Below are 24877 nucleotides of genomic sequence, written 5' to 3'. Positions count from 1 at the left end.
GCTTCAGAGCACGCGGGCCAGGGTCACACCGTCGGCGATAGGGAGCATGACGACCTCGACGCGGACGTCGGCGAGGATCTCGTCGTTGAAGGCGGCGATGGCCCGGTCGTCGGCGTTCTGCGGGGCGAGCACCCGGCCGCCGCGCAGCGTGTTGTCCACGGCGATCACCGCGCCCGGGCGCATCCGGGGCACCAGCTCGTCCCAGTAGACCGGGTAGCCGACCTTGTCGGCGTCGATGAACGCAAAGTCCAGGTAGCGCTCCTGCGGCAGCTGGCGCAGCGTCTCCGCGGCCGGACCGATACGCAGCTCGATCCGGTCCTGCACCCCGGCCCGGGTCCAGTAGCGCCGGGCCACGCCCGTGTACTCCTCGGAGATGTCGAAGCAGGTGAGGCGGCCGCCCTCGGCGAGGCCCCGGGCGATGGCCAGCGAGGAGAGCCCCGTGAACGTGCCCACCTCCACCGCCTGCCGGACGCCGAGCAGCCGGGTCAGGAAGGTCAGGAACGCGGCCTGCTCCGGCGCGACCTGCATGTCCGCCTGGGCGGGAAGGGCGGCGCGGGTCTCCTCGGCCAGCTCCCGGACGATCTCGTCGGGGGCGGATCCGTGCGCCACGAGGTACGCGTGCAGTTCCGGGGTCAGCGGCAACGGCTTCGTGCTCATGATCGGACGTTAGCCGAGATGCTCGATCTCCTGGCCCCCTGGCGCGACCTTCGTCCACAGGTCGGTGATATTCAGGTCCAGCTCGGCGAGGAGACCACGCAGCAGCGGCAGGGAAAGCCCCACCACCGTGCCCGGGTCGCCCTCGATGCCGGTCAGGAACGCCCCGCCCAGCCCGTCGATGGTGAACGCCCCGGCCACCGCCAGCGGCTCACCCGTCGCCACGTACGCGGCGATCTCCGCGTCGCTGATGTCGGCGAAGTGCACGGTCGTCGAGGCCACCGCCTCCGCGCGGGACTCGTCCTGCAGCTCCTCGGACAGCTCCAGCGTCGGGTTGATGAGGTGGCCGCGGTGCCCGTCGGCGTGCACCACGTCGAGCAGACAATGACCGGTGTGCAGCACCCCGCTGCGCCCGCGCATCCGCTTCCACCGCCGGGTGGCGTCCGCCGCGTCGGTCGGTTTGCCGAGGATCTCCCCGTCGAACGCCAGCACCGAATCGCAGCCGAGCACGAGCGTCCGCTCGTCCGGGCTGGGACGCAGCCGGCCCAGCACCGCCTGCGCCTTCAGCCGGGCCAGTTCCAGGCACAGCTCCTGGGCCCGATCGCTGGCCACCTGCGACTCGTCCACGCCGCTCACCAGCACGTCGGGTTCGATCCCGGCGGCCTGGAGCAGCTTGCGGCGGGCGGGACTCTGCGAGGCGAGCACGAGGCGCAGCGGCACGGAGGTCAACACCCCACCGACGCTACCGGCTTATCCGCGGCGGCGGGTCCTCGGCACGTCGACGGCGGCGCCAGAGCAGATAACCGCCGCCCGCCGCGAGCAGCACGCCTAACGTGGCCAGGCCGCGGGCGGTCGAGTTGCCGTCGCGGTTGCCGCGGGCCGCCGTCGAGGCGGGCGCGGTGACCGACGGCGATTCGAAGCCGAGTGGGGGGACATCGGCGGTGAGGGCGGCGACCAGGTCGATGACGCCGTAGCCGTACTCGTCGTCGCGGCCGGGCGGGCCCTTGTCGATCGCGGTGGCGGTCAGGCGGTGGGCGACCTCCTGAGCGGGGAGATCGGGGTACTTGGAACGGATCAAGGCAGCAGCCCCGGCCACGATCGCGGTGGCACCCGAGGTGCCGGTTCCCTTCGAATACTTGCCGCCATAGCTGGTGCTGTAGATGTCTACGGCAGGAGCCACGACGTCGATCTCGGGGCCAGTGACCGAAATCTGGGCGTGGAGGCCATGCCGATCTACACCACCAACGGCGATCACGCCTGGCTCAGAGGCGGGATAACCAACGAGAACGTCTTCCGGACGATTGCCGGCGGAAGCGACGACGACAACGTTGGCCGCCAAGGCAGATCTAATGGCCCTTTGTAGGCGGACACTTGCGCCGGCGACAGCCGAGACGCTAATCACGTCTGCCTGATGGGTGACTGCCCACTCGATGCTTGCCGCTAGCTCGTCGGCATCCCCCTCGCCGTCAATGAGACGAGACCGGATCGGCAGAACTTTGGCCTTGGGCGCAATGCCTAGGGCGCCGAGTCCTTTGCCATCTCCATGTGCTGCAATCAAGCCGGCCATAGATGTTCCGTGCCCATTGCCGTCGTCCCTGCCGTCGCCAGAGCCAGAAACGTCAGTTCCAGGTAGAAGGTTGTCTTTGAGGTCAGGATGCGGGTAGACGCCGGTGTCCGGGACGGCGACTACGACGCCCACGCCGTCGTTGATCTGCTGAGCTTTCTCAACATGCAGGAAGGCGAGGTGCCACTGATCCTTCCGGACTCGTCCGCGATCATCAGCTGCAGAGGGAGACGTTGCTGGCGCAATGAGGGAGGAGGCGAGCGTGAATAGCGTGAGGCCCCTCGTGAAGCTTCTATGCATCACCGATCAAAGCCGATTGCAGGGCCAGGATCAACCGGGCCGCGCTCGTCTGGCGGTCTGACAACTGGATCCACCCCCTCATCAACCTCCCAAGGGTTGTCGGGATCCCATTGGCGTTGCTGTTCGAGACCGTCTTTAGTCGCGCGTCGCGTTAGGGGGCCACTCGCTGGTCCTGGTCCCAGGGCTGTAGAGCCCGGGCTTCCTCCCAGTGGCGTCACACCGTGAAGTCCACTGGAGGGCATTCCGCGGCCTGCTCCAGGGCGCGATCCGGCACCGCCCGTCGGGGCGGTCCCGGCACCTCCTCCGCCGATAAGTCCTCCAACTGGATTCACTCGGCGGGGCGAGGAACCTGGCTGCGAAAGTCCCATCCCAGGGCTTCCGCCAATCAGTCCACCGGGCGGCAGCGACCGTGGCGGCGGTGGGTGCGGTAAGCCTCCACGGGTCATCGGAGGCGTGGGGCTGGCTGAAGTGCCCCTTACGGGAAGGGCGGGGCTTCCCCGGCCGAGCGGGCCCGTATTCGGCGTCGCCGTAAAGGAAGCGCCGCTAGTTGAATTGCTAGGAGTTGTCGGCGCTGGCATGCCATTTGGAGCAGGAGGAGGCGAGGTTGCGAGGCCAGTCCCAGCGCCGCCAAGCACCGGGCCGACGTTGGTAGCAGGCGAGGGAGTTGCTGGACCTGGTGCGGAGGCGGCTCGGCGGCGTGGGGCGCCGGGCGCGGCTACGGGAACGGGGACAATTGGCGGAATCACCGGTGCCGCATTGCCGTAAGTGTCTGCGTCCTCAATCTGCTTTGGCAGTTTAGGCTGCGGTGGAGGTTGGCGGAGCATGACTTGGGCTTGTTGGAGTTCGCTGCTCAGTCCCGTCATCAACCCGCGGGCCCGTACGTTCAACTGCTCCAGTTCCGCATCCGTCACCGGGGGCTTCTCCGGCAGCCGGCTCCCCGCCACCGCCTTCGGGTCGGCGAGGATCGTCTCGTACGCCCGTTTCTGCCGCACCTTCTCCGCGTACTCGTCATGGAGCGGTTGAAGCTCGGCCCGGGTGCTGCCGATGGCGCGGGTGGCGGCGGCGAGCGCGTCGTAGTTCGCGGCGGCCGCGTCGTGGGTGCGCTGCACCTGGTCGATGAGCTGGTCGAGTTCCCCGAGGTACGCCCGCGCGGCGGCGTTGGTCTCCGGCGGCCACGCCTCGGCGAGCCCGCGCCGGTATTCGCGCAGCCGGCTGAGGTGGGCGAGGGCGAGGTCGCAGACCTTGCGCCAGCCGGCGACCTGCTTCCACTGGCCGGTGGTGTCCTGGTCCTGGAGGCACGCCCACATGCTGAGCACGTCCATGAGCCGCCAGTCGGTGAGCCCGGAGGTGCGCCCGCTGCCCCGTTCGATCACGGCAGCACCACCCGCCCCTGCTCGGGTGCGGTCGGATCGGTCAGTGGCGGCACGGGGCGGGCCGCCGCGGTGGACGGCGCGGCGAGGGCGCGTTCCACGTCGGCGACGCGGGCCGAGGAGAACGCGTCGGAGTCGCCGTACCTGGCGGCGATGTGGGCGGCGGCGCCGGCCAGCCGGCCGGTGGCCGGGGCCAGGTCCCAGACCATGCTGACCGTGGCCTGCTGGGTCTCGTGGTGGGCCTGGAGGAACTGGACCAGCTCGACGAACGCGTCGGCGGGGTTGGGCACCGCGGCCTTCATGTCGTCCGCGATGTACGACAGGTGGGGGGCGTAGTTGCGGGTCACCTCGTCCTGGAGCCGGTCGGCGAACTCGCGCATCCGTCGGATGTCGGCCTCGATGCCGCCGTAGTCACGCAGCCAGCCGGCCGGCTGGTTGTCCTCCGGGATCATCGACCCTCCCTGCCCGTCACCACACGGTTTCCCTCAGTGAGGTTAATGGCTCGTCGCGGATCCCGGCAGTCCTGATCGGCGGCCGGCGTACTCGGGAAGGGTCAGCGGGGGAGGCCGGAGGCGCGCCACGCGCCGGGGCCGGCGACCGGCGACGCGCCGGCCGGACGGGCGCTGCGCGCCCACTGCGACACGACGGCCGGCGCGGTGGCCGCGGCCGGTCGGGTCCGCACCACGATCGCGCCGACCAGGGCGGCCAGTTCCTCGGCGGTGGGCACGCCGCGGACGATCCGGAACAGCGGCTCTTCGGCAGACATGCCGACAGGGTACGCGTCCAGAACTTGACCTTCACCGCACAGTGGCGTGCCGCCGGTGTACGCGTCGCGCCTGCCGGGTACGGTCTCAGGCGATGTCTAACGCGCTTCCCCAACTCGTCGCCGACCGGTACCGGCTCATCTCGCCGCTCGGCCAGGGCGGCATGGGTCGGGTGTGGAAGGCGCGCGACGAGGTACTGCACCGCGACGTGGCGATCAAGGAACTCGTTCCGCCGCCCAGCCTCACCCCGGAGGAGCGCCGCGAGATGCGGGAACGCTCGTTGCGGGAGGCCCGGGCGATCGCCCGGCTCAACAACATCAACGTGGTCCGCATCTTCGACGTGCTGCGCACCGACGGCGATCCGTGGATCGTCATGGAGTACGTGGCGTCGAAGTCCCTGCAGGACACCATCGCCGAGGACGGCCCGGTCTCGCCGGCGAAGGCCGTCCAGATCGGTCTCGGCGTGCTGGGCGCGCTGAAGGCCGCGCACAAGGCCGGCATCATGCATCGCGACGTGAAGCCGGGCAACGTGCTGCTCGGCAACGACGGCCGGGTGGTGCTCACCGACTTCGGCCTGGCCACGATCCCGGGCGACCCGAACGTGACCCGCACCGGCATGGTGCTCGGCTCGCCCGCGTACATCGCGCCGGAGCGGGCGAAGGACGGCACGGCCGGGCCGGAGGCCGACCTCTGGTCGCTGGGCGCCACGCTCTACGCCGCCGTCGAGGGCAAGTCGCCGTACGCGCGGCCGTCCGCGATCGCCACCCTGGCCGCGCTCGCCACCGAGCCGCTGCCGCCGCCGAAGAACGCCGGGCCGCTGAAGCCGGTGCTCCAGGGCCTGCTGCGCAAGGACCCGGAGGAGCGGATCACCGCCGAAATCGCGGAGCGCATGCTGCGCAAGGCCGCGGGGCGGCGGGCCAAGGGCATCTCGCTGCTCGACGGCGTACGCCGGCCGGGGCCGAACGGTCCGCGCGGGCCGCGCCCGCCGCTGGTGCCGGCGCCGCGTCCGGCCGACGGCCAGGCCGAGTCGCCGGCGACCCCGACGCCGCGCAAGCCCGACGGGGGTACGGCCGCGGCCGCCGCCGCGGGTGCCGCGGGGATCGCCGGCGCCACCGCCAAGGTGCCGGCCGGCGCGGACGCCGCGCCCACCGCGAAGGTGGCCCCGCCGGTGACCGAGCCCACCACGAAGCTCGACGCCGAGCCGGCGGTCGACGACACGCGGGTGGACGGTGCCGACCCGGCCCTGGACGAGACGCGGCTGGACGGCGAGCCGGTGGTGGAGCCGCCGGCCCCGCCGAGGAACCCCACGTCGGTGCTGGCCGAGCCGGTCAGCCCGGCGCCGTCGACCGGCCGGGCGGCGGTGATCCCGGGCACGAAGCCGGAGCGCAACAGGCGCAAGCTGCTGATCGGCGCCCTGGTCGCGCTGCTGCTGGTCGGCCTGGCGGTGGCCGTGCCGCTGCTCAACTCCGGCGACGACGACCCGAAGGGCGGGCAGCAGTCCGCCGCCACGTCGTCGGCCGCGGCCCCGCCCGCGCCGGGGACCAGCGCCGCACCGACCTCGGCCGCGCCGAGCAGCGCGGCGCCCAGCGCGACCCCTTCGGCGTCGCCGTCGCCCACGGGCTTCGTGCTGCCGGCCGGGTGGAGTCTCTACGAGGGCCCCATCGGCTTCAAGGTGCCGATCCCGAACGGGTGGAAGGCGCGGGTTCGCTCCGCCGACAACTCGGTCGTGCTCTACGAGGCGGGTGGCACGAACCGGGTGCTGCTCATCCAGTGGACCAGTACGCCGAAGAGTGACGCGGCGGCGGACTGGCGGCAGCAGGAGCCGGCCCGCCGGAGCCGGGTCACCGCATACCAGTACGTCAGCATCAAGCCGTGCGACTGGTACCGGACCTGCGCCGACTGGGACTGGCTGGAGACGCGCGACGGCGGCACCCGCTTCCACGTGCGCAACCGGGGTGTGGCCACCGCCAGCAACCGCGGCTACGCCCTGCGCTGGGAGGTCCCGGCGAACGCCTGGGACGCCAACCTGGCCAATTGGGAGACCATCATCAAGGGCTTCCAGCCCGATCGGGCGGACTGACCCGGCGAATCCCGCCGTTGCGAAACTGACTCGCATGGCCTTCCGTCCTCGGGGGTATTGAGACCCGCGACGACGGAAGGAGGTACGACATGGGTTACCGACACAAGGACACCGGCCCCCGGCTGGCACTGTGGATGCTGGTCGCGCTCGGGGACGTGGTCCTGCTGCTGGTGAGCGCCGGCCTGTCCGCGCCGGTCGCGCTGCTCGGTGTCGTCGCCCTCACCGTCGCGGGGGTGGCGACGTGGCGACTGGCCCGCCGGACCACCCTGGCCGGGCGGGGCGCCGTCCCCGTGCCGGTCGCCTCGCGACGCAGGGCGTGACCCCGGGCGGTAGGACGGCAGTGGCGGCAGCCGGACCAGCTATCGACCTCGGTCGTAGCCGATCCCGCTGCCGCCGACTGGCGACCGGGGGTGACGGTCAGGCGGTGTTGTTCGCCAGGGCGATCAGCCGGGTGCGGTCACCGTTCCAGTAGTTGCGGTCGACGTTGCCGCTGATCCCGGAGACGCTGCCGGTGCTGGTGTACTGCCAGAAGCTCCACACCGGGGCGCCGGCCGGGAGGGCGCCGGGCGTGCTCGACCAGCGGGCCAGCCAGAGCGGGTGGTTGGCCCACGGGCCCGTCCAGCTGCCGGTGCACTGGTTCCACCAGCTCGTGGTGGTGTAGATGACCGCGTACCGGCCGGTGCGGGAGCGGTAGGTGTTGAGGAAGTCCTGGATCCAGTTGCGCATGCCGGTGGTGCTCAGGCCGTAGCAGTAACCCCCGCTGTACGGGTTGGCCTCGATGTCGAGCGCGGCGGGGAGCGTGCGGCTGTCGGCCGACCAGGCGCCGCCGTTGCTGGCGAGGTAGCCGGCCTGGGTCGCGCCGGAGGAGATGTTCGGCCGCGCGAAGTGGTAGGCCCCGCGGATGACGCCGGCGTAGTAGGCGTTGGTGTAGTTGCTGTTGAAGTTCGGGTCCTTGTAGCTCGTGCCCTCGGTCGCCTTGATGAAGGCGAACTGGATGCCCGCGTTTCGCACGCTGGTCCAGTTGATGGTGCCCTGGTAGCGCGAGACGTCGATGCCGGGGGTGGTGGCCGCGGCCGCCGGTCCGGCGGTCGCGACGAGGCCCGCCGCCGCGGTGGCGGCGACGGTCAGGGCGGCGGCGAGCAGCCGGCGCACGGAGAGTCTGGTACGAGCCATTGATGCCTCCAGGACGTCCAATGATTGACGTCTATCTTTGGAGGTAAGTGCCCCAGATCGCAAGAGGGCCTAAAGAATTTTTCATTGACGATCGTCGTCGCCCCGGTGGCCGGTCCGGGTCGGTTCAGCGGAGGGTGCCCGGGTCGATGACCCAGCGGAAGGGCTCGGTGATGCTCAGCGTCTCGCCGGCCTTGGCGACCCGGTCCTCGACGTAATGCTCCCCGTCCAGCCGGTGCAGCCGCAGCGAGTGGCTGTCGCCGTCCTGCTCGACCAGCAGATACCACGGGATCCGGGCGATGGCGTAGAGCTGCATCTTGACAAGCCGGTCGGCGGCGGCGTTCCCCGGCGAGACGATCTCTCCGACGAGCCGGACCTCGTTGACCTCCATCACGGTGCCCTCGTCGTCCGTGTCGGCCACGACCAGGTCCGGAATGACGATCCGGTTCAATCCGAGTCGGACGTTGACCGCCTCGAATACCAGCAGCCCGTGCTGTTCGGCCGCTGCTTCCAGCGAGTTCGCGAGGCGACGCGAGATGGTCTGGTGCCTCTTGCTCGGAGCAGGAGTCACGAGCAGGCTTCCGTCGAGCAGTTCGATCCGGTCAGGCGTCTCGCCCAGGGCCAGGTAGTCGGCCTCGGTCCAGAGGCCGACGTGCTGCCCGAACGGCTCCAGCGGGGCGGCATTCACCGGCATTCACCTCCGGATCCGATCGGCACCCGATGAGTCTCACACTTTGCGAGGCTGCGCCTCTCGAATGACACAGCTCAGGCCGGTAGGCTCCCCGCCCATGCCCCTGATCGACGGCCTGACCACCCTCTGGGACAAGCTGCTCGGCGCCCAGCCCGACCCGCCGCCGCTGCTGGTGCTGCTGACCGCCGTCGTCGCGGTGGTCGTGGTCGCCACCCGGCTGCCGTGGCGGATCGCCCGCAACGCAGTGACCATCGCGCACGAGGGGGGTCACGCGCTCATGGCCCTGCTCACCGGCCGGCGGCTGCGCGGCATCCGGCTGCACTCGGACACCTCCGGGCTCACCCTCTCCGCCGGCCGCCCCACCGGCCCGGGGATGATCCTCACCCTGCTGGCCGGGTACGTCGCCCCGTCGCTGGTCGGTCTGGCCGGGGCGTGGCTGCTCGCCGGCAACCGGATCACCCTGCTGCTCTGGGTGGCCGTGGCGCTGCTGCTGGCCATGCTGGTGATGATCCGCAACGTCTTCGGCGTGCTGTCGCTGCTGGTCACCGGCGGCGTGGTGCTCGCCGTCTCCTGGTACGCCTCGCCGCAGGTGCAGGCGGCGTTCGCCTGGACCTCCGTCTGGTTCCTGCTCTTCGGCGGCGTCCGCCCGGTGATCGAGTTGCAACGGCTGCGCAGCCGGGGGCGGATGCCCGAGTCCGACGCGGACCAGCTCGCCCGGCTCACCCCCTTCCCGCCGCTGTTCTGGGTGACCGTGTTCCTGCTGGTCAGCCTGGCCGCGCTGGGCGCCGGCGCGCTGCTGCTCGCCGGCCCGATCCTCACCGACGCGGGGCTGACCATCTGAGCCGTGCCCCGCCCGCCCGGAGCGCCGGGCCGGGAAGGGGCAGAATCGGACGCGTGCGATACGTGATCATCGGGGCGGGCGCGGTCGGCGGCACCATCGGCGTACGGCTGGGGGAGGCCGGCCGCGACGTGACGCTGGTGGCCCGCGGCGCGCACCTGGACGCGCTCCGGGAGCGGGGCCTGACCCTGCGGACGCCGGACGGCACGGTCACCAGCCGGCTGCCCGCGGTGGCCGGGCCGGACGACCGCCCGCTGCCGGCGGACACCGTGCTGGTGCTCACGGTCAAGTCGCAGGACACGGCGGCGGCCCTGGCGACCTGGGTGGACACCCCGGTCGAGGGCGGCGGGACGGCGGGCGAGCGGCTGCCGATCGTGCTGGCCCAGAACGGTGTCGCCAACGAACCGGCGGCGCTGCGGCTGTTCGCCCGGGTGCACCCGGTCTGCGTCTGGCTGCCCGCCACCCACCTGGAACCCGGGGTGGTGGTGGCGAACGGGCACCCGCACCCGGGGATGCTGCACCTCGGCCGCTACCCGTCCGGCGCGGACGACACCAGCCGCGCGGTCGCCGCCGACCTGAGCGCCGCCGGGTTCGTCGCCCCCGTCCGCGACGACGTGATGCGCTGGAAGTACGGCAAGCTCCTCGGCAACCTGGGCAACGGCCTCCAGGCGCTGCTCGGCCCGGACGTGCCCGAGCCGCTGGCCGCCCGGGTCCGCGCCGAGGGGGAGGAGGCGCTGGCCGCCGCCGGCATCCCGCACACGACGCGCGAGGAGGAGGCCGCCGAGCGGGGCGACCGGGTACGGCACCGGCCGGTCGACGGCGAGGAGCGGGCCGGCGGTTCCACGTGGCAGAGCCTGGCCCGGGGCGCCGGCTCCGCCGAGGCGGACCACCTGAACGGCGAGATCGTGCTGCTCGGCCGGCTGCACGGGGTGCCCACCCCGGCCAACGAGGCGGTCCAGGCCGCCGTGCGCCGGGCGGTCCGGGAGCGCATCCCGGCCGGCGGCTTCCCCCTGGCCGAGCTGGAGAAATTGGTCGGCTGACCGGGCAACCACATCCCGCGCGCCAGGCGTGTCCCCTGCGAACACGGGGAGGTGACAGGTGCCCGACAGCGAGGGATTCGACGAGTTCTACCGGGGCAGCCGGCAACGGCTGCTCGGCTTCGTCTACGTGCTCACCGGCAACCTGGCCGAGGCTCAGGACGCCGTGCAGGAGGCGTACATCCGGGCGTGGCAGCGCTGGTCGACGGTGCGGGGGTACGACGACCCGGAGGCGTGGGTGCGGGTGGTGGCCAGCCGGATCGCGGTGAGCCGCTGGCGCAGCCTGCGCAGCCGGGCGCGGGCGTACCTGCGGCACGGGGCGGAGGAGAGCGTCCCGGCGCCGAGCACCGAAACGCTGGAGGTGGTGGCCGCACTGCGCCGGCTGCCGGAGGCCCAGCGCACCGCGATCGCGCTGCACTACCTGCTCGGGATGCCGGTGGCCGAGGTGGCCCGGGAGACCGAGGCGCCGGTGGGCACCGTCAAGGCCCGGCTCTCGCGCGGGCGGGCCGCGCTGGCCGGGCTGCTGACCGTCGTGGATCTGGAAGAGGAGGCCGCAGATGCGTGACGACGGCACATTCGTCGACCTTTTGCAGCGGGACCTGCGGCAGGTCCGCTGGCCGGAGCCGGCCGAGATCCGGGCCACGGCCCGGCGCCGCGGCCGGCGTACGGCGGTGGCGGCCGCCGCGGCCGTGCTGGCGGTCGCCTCGGTTTCCGCCATCGCCGTCGGCCGGGCCGGAACACCGACACCAGCCCCACCGGGCGCCGGCGCCGGGGGACGCGCGGAGATTTCCGCGGCGGCGATGCTGACCCCTGCCGATGTGCCGGCGAAGACGGACGAGCGGCTCGGCGACACGGGCCTGGGCGAGGGGGTTCGGGTCGACGACATCCTCCGGACGTGCGCACAGGAGCAGGGGCTGCCGACGGATCAGATCGTTTCGCGCTACTCCCGCTCGCAGACTCTGATCGGGACCGTCGAGGTGGACGGCTTCGCCCCGTACCGGCGGCCGTTCATCAGACAGGACGTCTACCGGCTGGATGACGGGACGGCCGGCCGGCTCTTCGCCGACCTCGACCGGTCGGTGGCGGCCTGTTCCGGGTGGCGGGAGGTGGGCCAGGTCCAGACGGGCGAGGGGAGCCCGGTCACCACGACGATGGTGCACAACTGGACGGTGGCCGAGAGTGACTTCGCCGGTGATCAGGCCATCCTGCTCCGGCACACGGTCGCTGTGCCGCTGGACCCGTCGACGGGTGAACCGGTCGGACTGGCGCCCCTGCCGGAGGACCGGCTGGTGGTCCGGGTCGGGGACCTGGTCACCGTCCTGGTTCCGGGAGAGCCCCTGCGTCCGGGTGTGCCTGGGAACACCGTGAACCAGGCGCAGCTGCTCGACCTGGCGCGTGCCGCGGCCAACCGGATGTGCGCCGCCGCCAACCCCGCCTGCTGACACCCGCGAGGCCCCCGCCGGGCGTCCGGCGGGGGCCTCGCGAACCACCCCTACAGCGGGATGTTGCCGTGCTTCTTCGGGGGCAGGGTCTCGCGCTTGGTGCGCAGCACCCGCAGCGCCCGCACGACCTGGGTACGCGTCTCGTGCGGCGGGATCACCCCGTCGACGTACCCGCGCTCGGCGGCGATGTACGGGTTGGCCAGGGTGTCCTCGTACTCGGCGATCTTCTCGGCCCGGACGGCGGCCGGGTCCTCGGCGTTCGCCAGCTCCGAGCGGTAGAGGATGTTCACGGCGCCCTGCGCCCCCATCACCGCGATCTGGGCGGTCGGCCAGGCGAAGTTGAGGTCCGCGCCGAGGTGCTTGGAACCCATCACGTCGTACGCCCCGCCGTACGCCTTGCGGGTGATGACGGTGACCTTCGGGACGGTGGCCTCGGCGTACGCGTAGATGAGCTTCGCGCCGCGGCGGATGATGCCGTCCCACTCCTGCCCGGTGCCGGGGAGGAAGCCGGGGACGTCCACGAAGGTGAGCACCGGGATGTTGAACGCGTCGCAGGTGCGCACGAACCGGGCGGCCTTCTCCGAGGCGGCGATGTCGAGGGTGCCGGCGAAGTGCATGGGCTGGTTGGCGACCACGCCCACCGGGCGCCCCTCGACCCGGCCGAAGCCGACCACGAGGTTCTGCGCGTAGAGCGGCTGGACCTCCAGGAACTCGCCGTCGTCGAGGACGTGCTCGATGACCCGGTGCATGTCGTACGGCTGGTTGGCCGAGTCCGGGATCAGCGTGTCCAGCTCCCGGTCCTCGTCCGTGATGTCGAGGATTGCCGGCGAGTCGAACACCACCGGCTCGTCCAGGTTGTTGGACGGCAGGTACGACAGCAGCGCCTTGACGTACTCGATCGCGTCCTCCTCGTCGGTGCCGAGGTAGTGCGCGTTGCCGCTGCGGGCGTTGTGGGTGCGGGCGCCGCCCAACTCCTCCATGCCCACGTCCTCGCCGGTGACCGTCTTGATCACGTCGGGGCCGGTGATGAACATGTGCGAGGTCTGGTCGACCATCACGGTGAAGTCGGTGACCGCCGGGGAGTAGACCGCGCCACCCGCGCACGGGCCCATGATCAGCGAGATCTGCGGGATGACGCCGCTGGCCCGCACGTTGCGGAAGAAGATCTCCCCGTAGAGGCCGAGCGAGGCCACGCCCTCCTGGATCCGCGCGCCGCCCGAGTCGTTGATGCCGACCACCGGGCAGCCGATCTTCATGGCCAGGTCCATCAGCTTGACGATCTTCTCGCCGAAGACCTCGCCGAGCGAGCCGCCGAAGACGGTGAAGTCCTGCGCGAAGACGCAGATCTGCCGGCCGTCCACCGTGCCGTAGCCGGTCACCACGCCGTCCCCGTACGGGCGGGTCTTCTCCAGCCCGAAGTTGGTCGAGCGGTGTCGGGCGAATTCGTCCAGCTCGACGAAGGAGCCCTCGTCGAGGAGCATCTCGATCCGCTCGCGAGCGGTCTTCTTGCCCCGCGCGTGCTGTTTCTCGACCGCGCGTGCCGACCCGGCGTGCACCGCCTCGTCGAGCCGTCGCTCCAGGTCCGCCAGCTTGCCGGCGGTCGTGTGGATGTTGATCCCGGTCTCGGTAGTCACCCGTGGAATATAACGATGGTTCAGGAGCGTGAGGTTGTGCAGTGCGCCTCACCCGGGCCGTAGGCTGGCGGGATGCCCGGCTCGCCGTACACCGATCTGGACCGCCCGCCGCTGTCCGCGGCCCGGCTGCGCCGCGCGCTGGTCGCGCCGCACGGGCCGTGGCGCCAACTGGAGCTGCGGGCCGAGACCGGCTCGACCAACGCCGACGTGGTCGAGGCCGCGCGCGCCGGTGAGCCGGAGGGCCTGGTGGTGGTCGCCGAGCGGCAGACCGCCGGCCGAGGCCGGCGCGGCCGGGTCTGGCAGTCGCCGCCGCGGGCCGGCATCACGGCCAGCGTCCTGCTCCGGCCGGGCGAGGCCGTCGCGGAGCGCGGCTGGGCACCCGTGCCACCGCAGGGGTACGGCTGGATGCCGCTGCTGGCCGGCGTCGCGCTGGTCGAGGCGGTGGCCCGCCTGGCCGAGCTGGACGCGCGGCTCAAGTGGCCGAACGACCTGCTGCTGGACGGCGCGAAGTGCGCGGGCGTGCTGGCCGAGGCGGTGCCCGGTGCGGCGCCGGACCGGCCGCCCGCGATCGTGGTCGGCATCGGCCTCAACGTGACCCTGCGCGCCGACGAGCTGCCGGAGAACCCGACCGGGCTGCCGGCCACCTCGCTCCAGCTCGCCGGTGCCACCGCCACCGACCGCGACCCCCTGCTCCGGGCCCTGCTCCGGGCGCTCGCCGACTGGTACGAGCGCTGGCGCGACGCCGGTGGGGACGCGGTCGCCAGCGGCCTGCGGGACGCCTACCTGGCCGGCTGCGCCACGGTCGGCCGGCAGGTCCGCGTGCTGCTCCCCGACGGCCGGGAGGTACGCGGCACCGCCACGGGCGTGGACCCGGACGGCCAGCTGCTGGTCGACGGCCCCGAGGGCGAGTTGCGCCTCGCGGCCGGCGACGTGCTGCACCTGCGCTGAGCACCCTCCGCGCGGCCGATCCCGGAGGATGCGCCGACCGGTTACGGTCAGCGCGTCCTGTTCTGCGAGGAGGTTCCCGTGGCGTTCCCCGAAGACGTGCTCACCGAGGACGAGCACGTCGTGCTGCATCTGCACCCGCACTGGAAGGCCCTGATCCGGCCGATCCTGGTGCTGGTGCTCGCCGTCGCGGCGGTGGTCGCGGGCTGGGTCCTGCTGCCCGAGGGTGACGGCGGGACGATCGCGCTCTACGTGATCGCCGCGCTCGGCCTGGTGCTGGTGTTCTGGCTGGGTCTGTGGCCGTTCCTGGTCTGGCGCAGCACGCACTACCTCTTCACCAATGAGCGGGTGCTGCTCCAGGAGGGCGTGTTCTCCCGCAACCGGCGCGACCTGCCGCTGACCCGGATCAACGACCACGCCATGCACCAGAAGTTCGTGGAGCGGATGCTCGGCTGCGGCACGCTGACCATCGAGTCCGCCGGTGAGCGCGGCCAGTCGGTGCTCACCGACGTGCCGCACGTCGACAAGGTGCAGACGAAGCTCTACGAGCTGGTCGAGGCCCACCACGACAAGCACAGCCTGGGCGACGGCGAGATGCGCGAGATCCTGGCCGACATGGCCGAGGGCAAGCCGCTCCGCGACCCGTCGGCCTGACCCCCGGGTTCTCCGGCGTCCGCTGGGCGGGCGCCGGAGGACCGGATCGGGTCAGCGGCGCGGGGCGCGGCGGGGAGTGGGCTGGAGTTCGGCGGCCAGTTCCGCGTCGAGGTCGGCGCCGAGCGTGCGGCCCAGGCCGGCTTCCGCGGGTGCGGGACGGCTCTGCTGCGGGGCGTAGTCGCTCGCGCGCCGCTCGCCGAGCGGCGGCTCGGTCTCCTCCAACTCGCTGACCGATTCGGCCAACTCGGCCACCGGGTCCATCTCGGCCATGGTGTCCCACTCGTCGCGCGGGATGGTGTGCCAGGTGTCCTCGGCGTGCTTCGGCACCGGCTGGAACACGAACGTCCGGTAGGACCAGAAGCGGAACAGGGTGGCCAGCAGCACGCCGCCGGTCTTCGCCACGTTCAACGCGAGCAGGCTGTGTACGCCCAGGCCGTACTTGGCCAGCGCCAGGACGCCGAGTTCGATGACCAGGCCGGCGCCGTTGAAGAGGAAGAACAGGACATATTCGCGGCGAAGCGCCGACTTCGGCCGGTCCCGGTACGTCCAGTGCCGATTCATCAGATACGACGTGATCGTCGCGACGATGGTCGCGATGACCGTCGCCTTGAGCTGGCCGTCGCGGAAAACCGTGAGTGCCAGCGCATTGAACACCGCGTAATTGATGACGGTGTTGATGCCGCCGACGATGCCGAATTTGAGCGCCTCGTGGATGAACTTCTGCCAGCGCGCGGGCAGCAGACGGACAAGAGGCATGCGGAACACCTTAGGGCAGTGGGCAGGGCCGGCTGGGCCCGGCAGGACGGGATGGGCGGTGGGTCACGCCCCGGACTCTCGGTCGCGGCTCGTCGCCGGAACGGGGGGAGTTCCCGCCTCGACGAAAACGAACCGTCGGTACGACCAGAACCGGAACAGCGTCCCCAGGCCGGTGCCGACGATGAAGCTGGCGATGTTGTCGGCCAACGGGGTCTGGAACACCTCGGGCCAGATGGCGCCGAGCCCGTAGCGGCTGATCGCGAGACAGGCCACCGCGATGCCGAGGCCCACCCCGTTGAAGAAGAAGAACAGCGTGTACTCCCGGGCCGGGTGGGAGCGCTGGCGGTGCCGCCAGGTCCAGAACCGGTTGCCCAGGAAGGCCAGGGTGGCCGCGATGACGGTGGAGATGGTCTTGGCCGCCACCGGCGGCATGTGCCGCACGCTCGCCAGGTAGTTGAAGAGCGCGAAGTCGACGAGGAAGGCGAAGCCGCCGACGGTGGCGAACTTGCTCATCTCGCGGACCAGGTGACCGAAGCGGTCGATCAGGGCCCCGATCAGCCCTCGACGGGTCTGCGGGGCCCCCGGCTGGTCCCCGGTCATCGTCGCGGCCACCCGCCGAGAGTACCGGGTGCGCGCTCCCGGGACCGGCCGCTGCGGCGAGTCGGCGGTCCGCGGCCCCGGCGCGCCGCCGTGGGCGGGCCGGCCCCTTCCGGCGACCGCCGTCCGTTTCCGATATCCGTGAGCGGAGCGTGACCGGGAGTACGGAATTGTGGACCGGATCACGGAATCGTCGTTCGTGACATGACGGTCGGCTTCCCCGCATCGGACGCCTCCGCCGGGTTGGCGAAGTCCCGGGCCGTCGGAGGTTCTTCGCAAGATTTGCGTGAAACTGCGCGCGAAAGCGGGTAAGAGATCGCGATGCCGCAGCGTGGCCGTACCTTGTGCAGTTCTTCACAACCAGTCCCACTGACTGGGGAGGCAGCCCGGTTTACGCTGAGGCCAATCCCAGGTTTCCACGAAGGCGGCGCACCGGCTCGCCAGAACTCGTGCATCCCATACATCGGTCAGCGTCGACCACAAGGAGATGTGACATGGTTGCTCCGGCTACTGTTCGGGGTATCGATCAGGCCCCGACGTCCCACCCCAAACTGCTCGCCTGGGTACGTGAGGTCGCGGAACTGACCACCCCCGACCGGGTGGTCTGGGTGGACGGGTCCGATGAGGAGTGGCGCCGCCTCACCGACGAGCTCGTCGAGAATGGCACCCTGATCCGCCTGAACCCGGAGAAGAAGCCCAACTCGTTCTACGCGCGGACGGACCCGTCCGACGTCGCCCGGGTGGAGGACCGCACCTACATCTGCTCCGTCGACGAGGCGGACGCCGGCCCCACCAACAACTGGATGGCGCCGGCCGAGATGAAGCGCACCATGACGGACCTCTACCGCGGCTCGATGCGGGGTCGGACGATGTACGTCATTCCGTTCGTCATGGGCCCGGCCGAGGCCGAGAGCCCCATGTTCGGCGTCGAGATCACGGACAGCGGGTACGTGGTCGCCTCGATGCGGATCATGACCCGGATGGGTGCCAAGGTCCTGGAGGCGATGGGCGACGACGCGGACTTCGTGCACGCCCTGCACTCCATCGGCGCCCCGCTCGCGCCCGGCCAGCAGGACGTGCCGTGGCCGTGCAACGAGACCAAGTACATCTCCCACTTCCCGGAGACCCGGGAGATCTGGTCGTTCGGCTCCGGCTACGGCGGCAACTCCCTGCTCGGCAAGAAGTGCTACTCGCTGCGGATCGCCAGCGTGATGGGGCGGGACGAGGGCTGGCTCGCCGAGCACATGCTGGTCCTCAAGATCACCTCGCCGGAGGGCAAGGTCTACCACGTCGCCGGCGCCTTCCCGTCGGCCTGCGGCAAGACCAACCTCGCCATGCTGGAGCCGACCATCCCGGGCTGGAAGGTCGAGACCATCGGCGACGACATCGCCTGGATGCGGTTCGGCCCGGACGGCCGCCTCTACGCGATCAACCCCGAGTACGGCCTCTTCGGCGTCGCGCCCGGCACCGGCTGGAAGACCAACGCCAACGCGATGCGCACCATCGAGCGCGGCAACTCGGTCTTCACGAACGTCGGCCTGACCGATGACGGGGACGTCTGGTGGGAGGGCATGGGCGAGCCGCCGGCCCACCTCACCGACTGGAAGGGCCGGGACTGGACGCCGGAGAGCGACGAACTCTCCTCGCACCCCAACAGCCGGTTCTGCACCCCGATCACCCAGTGCCCGATCCTGGCCGAGGACTACTACGACCCGAACGGGGTGCCGATCGACGCGATCCTGTTCGGTGGCCGGCGTCGGGACACCGTCCCGCTGGTGACGGAGGCCCGCGACTGGGTGCACGGCGTCTACATGGGCGCCACGCTCTCCTCGGAGACCACGGCCGCCGCCTCCGGCGCGGTCGGCGTGGTCCGCCGCGACCCGATGGCGATGCTGCCGTTCATCGGCTACCACGCCGGCGACTACTTCCGGCACTGGATCGAGATGGGCAAGGGCGCCGACGGCGACGAGGCCAAGCTGCCGAAGATCTACTACGTCAACTGGTTCCGCAAGGACCCCGAGGGCAACTTCCTCTGGCCGGGCTTCGGCGAGAACTCCCGGGTGCTCAAGTGGGTCATCGAGCGGATCGAGGGCCGGGCCGAGGCGGTCGAGACCCCGATCGGCATGGTCCCGGCTCAGGACGCGCTGGACGTCGAGGGCCTGGACATGACCCCGGAGGACGTCCGGATCGCGCTCAAGGTCGACCCGGAGGAGTGGCGCAACGAGCTGCCGCTGGTCACCGAGTGGTTCGAGAAGTTCGGGGACAAGCTCCCCGGCGTCCTCTGGGCCGAGCTGGACGCGCTGCGCGCCCGGCTCGACGCGGAGCCGCAGAAGTAGAGGTGTGACGGAAGCCCGCACCGGGCAACACCGGATGCCATGAGGACGGCCGCCGAACCTGTCGAGGTCCGGCGGCCGTCCGCCGTCCGGGCGCTGACCACCCTGCTCGCCGTGACGGCGGCGGCCACCGTCGTGGTCGAGCTGCTCAACTACTGGTACGCCCCGGAGCAGGAGTTCGGACTCGCGGTCCGCACCGGCTGGGCGATGCTGCGCTCGCTGGGTTTCCTCGTGCTGATCGGCCATGTCAAGCGGGGCCGGGCCGTGGCGAAGCCGTTCGGGCTGATCCTCGCGGTGACCACGGTCTTCGCGGTCGGGCGGCTGGTCGTACCCCGGGCGGGGGTGCCGCCGCTGCCCGGCCTGCTCGGCTTCGGCGTGCTCACCGCCCTCTGCGTCGCGGTGGTGGCGCTGCTCTACCGCTCCGACGCGGTGAGCGGGCACCTCGTCCGGCACCGCAAGGGCCTGGTCGTCGAGGGCGGGGTGATCTCCTGGCGGGAGGTCGTCCCGAAGCGACCGCCGATCACCGGCTGGCTGCTCACGGCCCGGGTCGCCGCGTTCACCTACAGCCCGCTCATGCTGGTGCCGGCCCTGATCGCGGCCGGGTCCATCCTGGACGGGCGGATCAGCGCCGTGCCGGCCGTGCTGTTCTGGTTCGCCGCCGGCATCGCGGTCAGCTACGCGGTGCTCTTCTGCACGGCCTTCCTGATGCGCGACCGCCCCTGGGCACGCAAGCTCCTGGTCGCCATCACCCTGGCCACCCTGGCGGTGGACCTCCCCCTCTGCTGGTGGCTCCTCGGCGTGGACGGCCTGATCCGAGACGGCGCCCCCCTCCTGACAGCAGCCCTCCTGACCCTCTACTCCCTGAACCGCACCCGCCCCCGGGCCGCCCACCCCACCGCGTCCCCGCCCCGGTGATCATGAGGTTGGCGGCGGTGTTGATCTCGTTCGCTGCCGTCAACTTCATGATCGACGGGTGGGGCGGGCGCGGCGTGCTGGAAGGGCCGGGTAGCGCGGGGAGGATGGTGGGGTGGGGGAGTTGTGGGACGTGGTCGTCGTCGGGGCCGGGCCTGCGGGGGCGGCCGCCGCTCTTGGCGCGCGGCGCGCGGGGGCGGCGCGGGTGCTGCTGCTCGACCGGTACGACTTTCCCCGCGACAAGGCGTGCGGGGACGGCATCGCCGCGCACGCGCTGGACGTCCTCGCCGAGCTGGGCGTGACCGGGGCGGTCGACGGGTACGCCCCGCTGCCCGCGCTGCGTCTGGTCGGCCCCGGCGGCGGGACGGTGGCCCGGGCGCTGCCCCGGCCCGCGTACACGGTGCCCCGGCGGGTGTTCGACGCGCGGCTGGTGGCGGCGGCGACCGCGGCCGGGGCGGAGCTGCGGCGGCACACCGTACGCGCGGTGGAGGTGCGGGACGACCGGGTGGTGCTCGACGGGGAACTGGCCGCCCGGGCGGTGGTCGGGGCGGACGGGGCCGGCTCGGTGCTGCGGCGGGCGCTCGGCCACCCGGTGAACCCGGACCGGCACCTCGCCCTCGCCATCCGGGGCTACGCCCCGGCGCTCCCGGGCCCACCCGAGCAGGTCATCGTCACCTCGTCGCCGCGCTGGCCGGCGTACGCCTGGTCCTTCCCGATCGGTGACGGCCGGGCGAACGTCGGGTACGGGGAGGTGCTGCGCGGCGAGCCGCTGACCCGCGCGCACCTGCTGGACCGGCTGGCCGCCCTGCTCCCCGGCACCGACCCGGCGGCGGTGACCGACCTGCGCGCCCACCACCTGCCGCTCTCCACCCACCGGCCGGCGCCGGGGCGGGGCCGGGTGGTGCTGGCCGGCGACGCCCTCTCGCTGATCAATCCGTTCACGGGCGAGGGCATCTTCTACGCGCTGCGTTCCGGGGCCCTGGCCGGCGCGGCCGCGGCCGGCGCCCCCGACCGGGCGGCCAGCCGGTACGCCGACGCGCTGCGCCGCAGGCTCGGCACCCACCTGCGGCACAGCTCGGTGGCGGCCTGGCTGGCCCGGCGCCGGTGGGTGGTGGACGCGGCGGTGCGTGCGGCCCGGCGTGACGAGCGGGTCTACCGGACCGTGGTGGAGCTGGGGCTGGGTGACGGACGTCTCGACGCCCGCACCCTGGGCATGATCGGCTTCGGCCTCACGTCGCGCGATACGCCACCGAGGCACTGATCTCTCGCGCGGGTCGCTACCCTGCAAGGTGATGACTCTGCGGAAACTTCTTTACTCCGTGTACGAGCGCCGGCTCACGGCGAAGCTCGCGGGCAAGCCGGTGCCCCGGCACGTCGGCGTGATGTGCGACGGCAACCGCAGATGGGCCCGGGAGATGGGCTTCGTCGACCCGAACGACGGCCACCGGATGGGCGCCGAGCGGATCAAGGAGCTGCTGCGCTGGTGCGACGCCGCCGGTGTCGGGCACGTCACGCTCTGGTTGCTCTCCACCGACAACCTCTCCCGGCCGGCCGCCGAGCTGGACCCGCTGCTCCAGATCATCGAGGACCTCACCACCGAGCTGGCCGAGGAGGGCAACCCCTGGCGGCTGCGGATGGTCGGCGCCCTCGACGTGCTGCCCGCGCACCACGCCGCCGCGCTCAAGGCGGCCGAGGAGCGCACCCGGCAGCGTGACGGCGGGGCACAGGTCAACATCGCGGTCGGGTACGGCGGCCGGCGCGAGATCGCCGACGCGGTCCGCTCGCTGCTGCTGGAGCACGCCGCCACCGGCGGCACGGTCGAGGAGCTGGCCAACTCGATCGATGTCGACCACATCTCCGAGCACCTCTACACGAAGGGCCTGCCCGACCCGGATCTGATCATCCGGACCAGCGGTGAGCAGCGCCTCTCCGGCTTCATGCTCTGGCAGAGCGCGCACTCGGAGTTCTACTTCTGCGAACTCAACTGGCCCGACTTCCGCCGGGTCGACTTCCTCCGCGCGCTACGCTCCTACGCCACCCGCCAACGCCGCTTCGGCGCGTGACCCGGTCCCCACGGGGGCTCAGGCCAGGTGGGGCAGCGCCTCGGTGAGGAAGTCGCCGAGGGCGGCGGGGGAGTCCAGGGTCAGGTCGGCGGCGTCGGCCACCTCATGGCCGGTCTCCGGGTTCGCCACGGCGACGCAGACGCCGAGGAACTGCGGGTCGGTGGCGGCCCGGGCGCGCAGCGCCGCGAACGCCTTGATGTCGGAGACGTCGTCACCGAAGTACCAGGCGCCGCCGGCGTCGCGGACCGCCTCTCCGATGACCATGCCCTTGTCCCGGTCGACCGGGGGCTTCAACTCCAGCACCATGCGCCCGGCCTGGCAGCGCAGGCCCAGCCGCTCGGCCCGGGCCCGGCCCCACTCCTGCACCAGGTCGCCGAGCTGCGGCGCGGTGCGCCAGTGCAGCGCCACGGAGAGCCGCTTGAACTCCACGAGGGCGCCCGGCGGCAGCTCGGCGCGGGCCTGCTCGGCCAGCTCCGCCATGGTGGGCACCCAGGGCAGGGCGGCCGGCTCGGTGACGGTCTCGCCGCCGGAGTGGCTGTGCTCCAGGCCGTAGAGGCCGTAGAGGTCGATGCCGGCGAGGCCGCCGAGGTGGTCGCGGAGGAACTCCACCGGGCGGGCGGAGACGATGGCGATCCGGCGTACCCGCGGGGCGAGCGCTTCCAGCGCGGCGAGCACCTTCGGCGCGGGCTGGACCGCGGTGGGGTCGTCGTCGACCGGCGCGAGAGTGCCGTCGAAGTCGAAGAAGAGCACCACGTCGCCCGCGCGGGCGGCGGTGGCGCGCCACGCGTGCTCGGCGTCCAACGGGGTCTTCGGCTGCTGGTTGCCCAGATTCAACGGCGGCACGCGCGTCAGCGTACCCCGGGCACGGCGGCGTATTCGTGGCCGAGATGTGACGTCGGGACGACGCGGAAGGTCAGCGTTCGGCGGCTCCCCGTCCTCGGCGTCCGAACGGCACCACGGCCGCTTCCTGCCCGTGGCTCAGCAGGTAGCCCTCCACGAAGCCGGTGTTCCGGTCGCCGGTGTGCGCCTCGATCTCGTTGAGCCGCGCCACCAGGAACTCGGTGAGCGCGCTGACCCGGTCGTTGAGCCGGTCGTGCAGCTCGGCGACGACGGCGAGGACCACCGCGGTGCCGGCCGTGATGAGGGCGAAGAGGTTGACGACCAGGGGAAGCTGCCCGCCGTCCAGAACGCCGACCACCACGTTGCCGGTCACGCACGATGTCACCGACACCACCGCGACCACGACTGCCAACCATTTCAGGGTCATGGACAGACCCCTCCTTCTGTCCCGCAGGGCTGAGTTCGGCTGTGTCCCGTCCCCCCGCCGACGACGAGCCCCGAGCAGTACAAACAGGCACGCTAGCGTGTCCGATCCGAGCCTGGAGGGGATCGATCGAATCTGTCCGGCCGTTCTTTCGCCATTTGCGGAACTAACCGGCGTGTCGTCTATCCGGCCTGTCTTCCTCGTTTTCCGGAATCGGCCGGGAGCGTCGGGCGGTAAGCGAGGTAGCGAATGGTTTCCCGGATGTGGAACTTCTCCGCGTCGGAGACGTTCGGGTCGACCAGCCGGCGCAGCAGCGCCTCGACGTCCGGGTCCATGGGCGGCGGGGTGGGGATGGCGCGGGGGGTGGCCGCCCGGTCCCAGCCGAGGGCGGCGAACGCGGCCGCCGGGTTGAGCCCCAGCCCCTCGCAGAAGGCGACCACCCGCTCGGCCTCGGGGTCGCTGGCCCAGTCGCCGCGTACCCACCGGTTGATGGTCTGGCGGGAGACGCCGGTACGCCGGGAGACCTCGGTGCCGCTCCAGGCCCGCATGGCGCGTGCGTCCTCCAGCGCGCGGCGGACGAAGGTGGCGAAGGCGATCTTCCGTGCGTTCGCGGTCTCGGTCACCCCGTGACGGTACGACCAGTCGGTCTCCGTGGCGCGTCCCGGCACGCTGCTGTCACGCCCACGTGACGGTGATCCACGATTCTCGGTAAACGATCCAGCGCTGTTCCTGAGGGGTGTCACCCGGGCAGAATAGATGGACGCCAGTACGGCGGTAAACAGACGAAAAGCTGATACTGTCACGCTCATGAGACAACTTACGGTGTGTCACGTGCATGAGACGACGAGTGCTCATATGCGTCACTCCGCGGGTGTCGAGGGGGTCTCGTGACCGAGCTCGCGACCCGTGCGCAGGCCTTCGGCCTGATCGCGGACGGGGTGGCCGCGGGGCTGAGCGCCCCGTGGCGGCTCTACCTCGCCCGGGGCTGCCGCTACCTCTCCCTGAGCGTCGGCGACCGCGACGAGTGGGACGCCTGGCGGACCCACCTCGGCTGCCCCGAGCTGAGCGTCCGGGTCTACGACGCCGGCGGCGAGATCCGCCGGGCCTCGGTGGCCGAGGTGGTCGTCGACGGCTGCCGGATCAGCGTCGAACTGGTCGAGGAGGTCAGCACCGCCGACCTGGAGCGACTGCTGGTCGTCGACCCCCTGCCCGGGGCGGACGAGCGATGAGCCCCTTTCTGGCCGTCGTCCTGGTCCTCGTGCTCGGCTCGACCTGCTATGCGGCGGGTCGGCTGCACGGCCAGCTGAGCTACCGGATCGGCTACCGGTTCGGCTACCGCCAGGGCTACTTCGACGGCGACCGGGGCGCCTGGAACCGCCGCCGCCGGGACGCCCAGGCCGCGATCGCCTCGGCGCTGGCCGGTCCCGCCCCGGCCGTGGTGACCACCGCGGCCGGGCGCACCACGCCGTTCGCCGGCACGGCCGTCCCCGCCGCGGTCACCGCCCGGGCCGCGTCCGGCCCGACCCTGCGGGCCACCGCGACCGCGACCGCGACCGCCCAGTTCGGCGGGCTGGCCACCCGGCAGGGCACCACGTACACCGGCTCCTCGTTCGGCGCGGCCGGCGGTGGGCCGCGGACCGGGACCCTGGTGCGGCGACAGGGCTGAGGTCCGCCAGAGCACGGTGTGCCGTCCGCGGCGGACGCGCACCGTCGGAGCCGTCGTCAGACCGGTGACGACGGCTCCGCCGGCCGGGATGCGCGCAGGGGGCATGCATCCCGGCCGGTCCGCCGCGTCGTTCAAGGAACAGT

The 24877-nt window shown here is 71.9% G+C and carries 27 protein-coding genes; 14 read left to right on the top strand and 13 right to left on the bottom strand.

What is annotated here, in order from left to right:
- Positions 1-3 precede the first annotated feature (3 nt).
- The 5 genes from FXF50_RS07060 to FXF50_RS07035 form a co-directional block, all read right to left on the bottom strand.
- Positions 4-657, bottom strand: coding sequence for an O-methyltransferase (locus tag FXF50_RS07060; protein ID WP_148426417.1), 654 nt, complete (start codon positions 655-657; stop codon positions 4-6).
- Positions 658-666: 9 nt separating this feature from the next.
- Positions 667-1386: a nucleoside triphosphate pyrophosphatase gene (locus FXF50_RS07055; RefSeq protein WP_148426416.1), complete on the bottom strand. Its 720-nt coding sequence runs from the start codon at positions 1384-1386 to the stop codon at positions 667-669.
- Positions 1387-1396: 10 nt separating this feature from the next.
- Positions 1397-2518 carry a S8 family serine peptidase gene (locus FXF50_RS07050; protein WP_148426415.1) on the bottom strand — a complete coding sequence of 374 codons (1122 nt, stop codon included), beginning with the start codon at positions 2516-2518 and terminating at the stop codon, positions 1397-1399.
- Positions 2519-3887: 1369 nt separating this feature from the next.
- Positions 3888-4340 carry a hypothetical protein gene (locus FXF50_RS07040; RefSeq protein WP_148426413.1) on the bottom strand — a complete coding sequence of 151 codons (453 nt, stop codon included), beginning with the start codon at positions 4338-4340 and terminating at the stop codon, positions 3888-3890.
- A gap of 101 nt (positions 4341-4441) precedes the next feature.
- Positions 4442-4654, bottom strand: a complete 213-nt coding sequence (locus FXF50_RS07035) for an acyl-CoA carboxylase subunit epsilon (RefSeq protein WP_148426412.1) — start codon at positions 4652-4654, stop codon at positions 4442-4444.
- Between the two features lie 92 nt (positions 4655-4746).
- Here FXF50_RS07035 and FXF50_RS07030 point away from each other — a divergent pair, with 92 nt between their 5' ends.
- On the top strand, positions 4747-6732 hold the full coding sequence (locus FXF50_RS07030; protein WP_148426411.1) for a serine/threonine-protein kinase: 1986 nt from the start codon (positions 4747-4749) through the stop codon (positions 6730-6732).
- A gap of 89 nt (positions 6733-6821) precedes the next feature.
- Positions 6822-7052: a hypothetical protein gene (locus tag FXF50_RS07025; RefSeq protein WP_148426410.1), complete on the top strand. Its 231-nt coding sequence runs from the start codon at positions 6822-6824 to the stop codon at positions 7050-7052.
- Positions 7053-7149: 97 nt separating this feature from the next.
- Here the strand turns inward: FXF50_RS07025 and FXF50_RS07020 are convergent, their stop codons facing one another.
- Together FXF50_RS07020 and FXF50_RS07015 are read right to left on the bottom strand one after the other, a co-directional pair.
- Positions 7150-7905 carry a GH25 family lysozyme gene (locus tag FXF50_RS07020; RefSeq protein WP_148426409.1) on the bottom strand — a complete coding sequence of 252 codons (756 nt, stop codon included), beginning with the start codon at positions 7903-7905 and terminating at the stop codon, positions 7150-7152.
- Positions 7906-8029: 124 nt separating this feature from the next.
- Positions 8030-8596, bottom strand: a complete 567-nt coding sequence (locus FXF50_RS07015) for a Uma2 family endonuclease (RefSeq protein WP_148426408.1) — start codon at positions 8594-8596, stop codon at positions 8030-8032.
- Between the two features lie 94 nt (positions 8597-8690).
- Between FXF50_RS07015 and FXF50_RS07010 the strand changes: the two genes are divergently transcribed.
- Genes FXF50_RS07010 through FXF50_RS06995 form a run of 4 tightly spaced genes read left to right on the top strand, consistent with a single transcriptional unit; the run spans position 8691 to position 11910 of the window.
- Positions 8691-9434: a M50 family metallopeptidase gene (locus FXF50_RS07010; protein WP_148426407.1), complete on the top strand. Its 744-nt coding sequence runs from the start codon at positions 8691-8693 to the stop codon at positions 9432-9434.
- A 53-nt stretch (positions 9435-9487) separates the two neighbouring features.
- Positions 9488-10471 (top strand): ketopantoate reductase family protein, encoded by a 984-nt coding sequence (locus FXF50_RS07005; RefSeq protein WP_148426406.1) that lies wholly within the window; start codon positions 9488-9490, stop codon positions 10469-10471.
- A 58-nt stretch (positions 10472-10529) separates the two neighbouring features.
- Positions 10530-11033 carry a SigE family RNA polymerase sigma factor gene (locus FXF50_RS07000; RefSeq protein ID WP_148426405.1) on the top strand — a complete coding sequence of 168 codons (504 nt, stop codon included), beginning with the start codon at positions 10530-10532 and terminating at the stop codon, positions 11031-11033.
- The gene (locus FXF50_RS06995; RefSeq protein WP_148426404.1) at positions 11026-11910 is read left to right on the top strand and encodes a hypothetical protein; all 885 of its coding nucleotides are present in this window, start codon (positions 11026-11028) and stop codon (positions 11908-11910) included. The genes FXF50_RS07000 and FXF50_RS06995 overlap by 8 nt, the downstream gene beginning before the upstream one ends.
- 50 nt (positions 11911-11960) lie before the next feature.
- Here FXF50_RS06995 and FXF50_RS06990 read toward each other — a convergent pair whose 3' ends face one another.
- Positions 11961-13544, bottom strand: coding sequence for an acyl-CoA carboxylase subunit beta (locus tag FXF50_RS06990; protein ID WP_148426403.1), 1584 nt, complete (start codon positions 13542-13544; stop codon positions 11961-11963).
- 72 nt (positions 13545-13616) lie between these two features.
- Here FXF50_RS06990 and FXF50_RS06985 point away from each other — a divergent pair, with 72 nt between their 5' ends.
- Both FXF50_RS06985 and FXF50_RS06980 read left to right on the top strand, forming a co-directional pair.
- Positions 13617-14492, top strand: coding sequence for a biotin--[acetyl-CoA-carboxylase] ligase (locus FXF50_RS06985; RefSeq protein WP_148426402.1), 876 nt, complete (start codon positions 13617-13619; stop codon positions 14490-14492).
- A 78-nt stretch (positions 14493-14570) separates the two neighbouring features.
- Positions 14571-15143 (top strand): PH domain-containing protein, encoded by a 573-nt coding sequence (locus FXF50_RS06980; RefSeq protein WP_148426401.1) that lies wholly within the window; start codon positions 14571-14573, stop codon positions 15141-15143.
- A gap of 51 nt (positions 15144-15194) precedes the next feature.
- Here the strand turns inward: FXF50_RS06980 and FXF50_RS06975 are convergent, their stop codons facing one another.
- Positions 15195-15899 carry a GtrA family protein gene (locus FXF50_RS06975; RefSeq protein ID WP_148426400.1) on the bottom strand — a complete coding sequence of 235 codons (705 nt, stop codon included), beginning with the start codon at positions 15897-15899 and terminating at the stop codon, positions 15195-15197.
- A 63-nt stretch (positions 15900-15962) separates the two neighbouring features.
- On the bottom strand, positions 15963-16499 hold the full coding sequence (locus FXF50_RS06970) for a GtrA family protein (RefSeq protein ID WP_148426644.1): 537 nt from the start codon (positions 16497-16499) through the stop codon (positions 15963-15965).
- A 491-nt stretch (positions 16500-16990) separates the two neighbouring features.
- On the opposite strand from FXF50_RS06970, the gene FXF50_RS06960 reads away from it, so the two are divergent.
- The 4 genes from FXF50_RS06960 (at position 16991) to FXF50_RS06945 (ending at position 21804) form a co-directional block, all read left to right on the top strand.
- Positions 16991-18832 (top strand): phosphoenolpyruvate carboxykinase (GTP), encoded by a 1842-nt coding sequence (locus FXF50_RS06960; protein WP_148426399.1) that lies wholly within the window; start codon positions 16991-16993, stop codon positions 18830-18832.
- Positions 18833-18871: 39 nt separating this feature from the next.
- On the top strand, positions 18872-19744 hold the full coding sequence (locus FXF50_RS06955) for a hypothetical protein (RefSeq protein WP_148426398.1): 873 nt from the start codon (positions 18872-18874) through the stop codon (positions 19742-19744).
- A gap of 121 nt (positions 19745-19865) precedes the next feature.
- Positions 19866-21002, top strand: coding sequence for a geranylgeranyl reductase family protein (locus tag FXF50_RS06950; protein WP_148426643.1), 1137 nt, complete (start codon positions 19866-19868; stop codon positions 21000-21002).
- 31 nt (positions 21003-21033) lie between these two features.
- On the top strand, positions 21034-21804 hold the full coding sequence (locus tag FXF50_RS06945) for an isoprenyl transferase (RefSeq protein ID WP_148426397.1): 771 nt from the start codon (positions 21034-21036) through the stop codon (positions 21802-21804).
- 18 nt (positions 21805-21822) lie between these two features.
- Here FXF50_RS06945 and otsB read toward each other — a convergent pair whose 3' ends face one another.
- The 3 genes from otsB to FXF50_RS06930 form a co-directional block, all read right to left on the bottom strand.
- Complete coding sequence (gene otsB / locus FXF50_RS06940; protein ID WP_148426396.1) at positions 21823-22647, bottom strand: trehalose-phosphatase; 825 nt, start codon at positions 22645-22647, stop codon at positions 21823-21825.
- Between the two features lie 70 nt (positions 22648-22717).
- Positions 22718-23071, bottom strand: coding sequence for a hypothetical protein (locus FXF50_RS06935; protein WP_091314007.1), 354 nt, complete (start codon positions 23069-23071; stop codon positions 22718-22720).
- 179 nt (positions 23072-23250) lie between these two features.
- Positions 23251-23691 carry an XRE family transcriptional regulator gene (locus tag FXF50_RS06930; protein WP_148426395.1) on the bottom strand — a complete coding sequence of 147 codons (441 nt, stop codon included), beginning with the start codon at positions 23689-23691 and terminating at the stop codon, positions 23251-23253.
- A 264-nt stretch (positions 23692-23955) separates the two neighbouring features.
- Between FXF50_RS06930 and FXF50_RS06925 the strand changes: the two genes are divergently transcribed.
- A complete protein-coding gene (locus tag FXF50_RS06925) occupies positions 23956-24297 on the top strand; it encodes a hypothetical protein (protein ID WP_148426394.1) in 342 nt (113 codons plus the stop codon).
- The gene (locus tag FXF50_RS06920; RefSeq protein ID WP_148426393.1) at positions 24294-24734 is read left to right on the top strand and encodes a hypothetical protein; all 441 of its coding nucleotides are present in this window, start codon (positions 24294-24296) and stop codon (positions 24732-24734) included. The genes FXF50_RS06925 and FXF50_RS06920 overlap by 4 nt, the downstream gene beginning before the upstream one ends.
- Positions 24735-24877: the final 143 nt, after the last annotated feature.

Origin of the sequence: Micromonospora sp. AP08, assembly GCF_008085935.1 — a bacterium.
GTDB classification, from domain to species: domain Bacteria; phylum Actinomycetota; class Actinomycetes; order Mycobacteriales; family Micromonosporaceae; genus Micromonospora; species Micromonospora chersina.
Note: the sequence above shows the minus strand (reverse complement) of the source record. Positions and strands in the feature narration are given on the sequence as shown.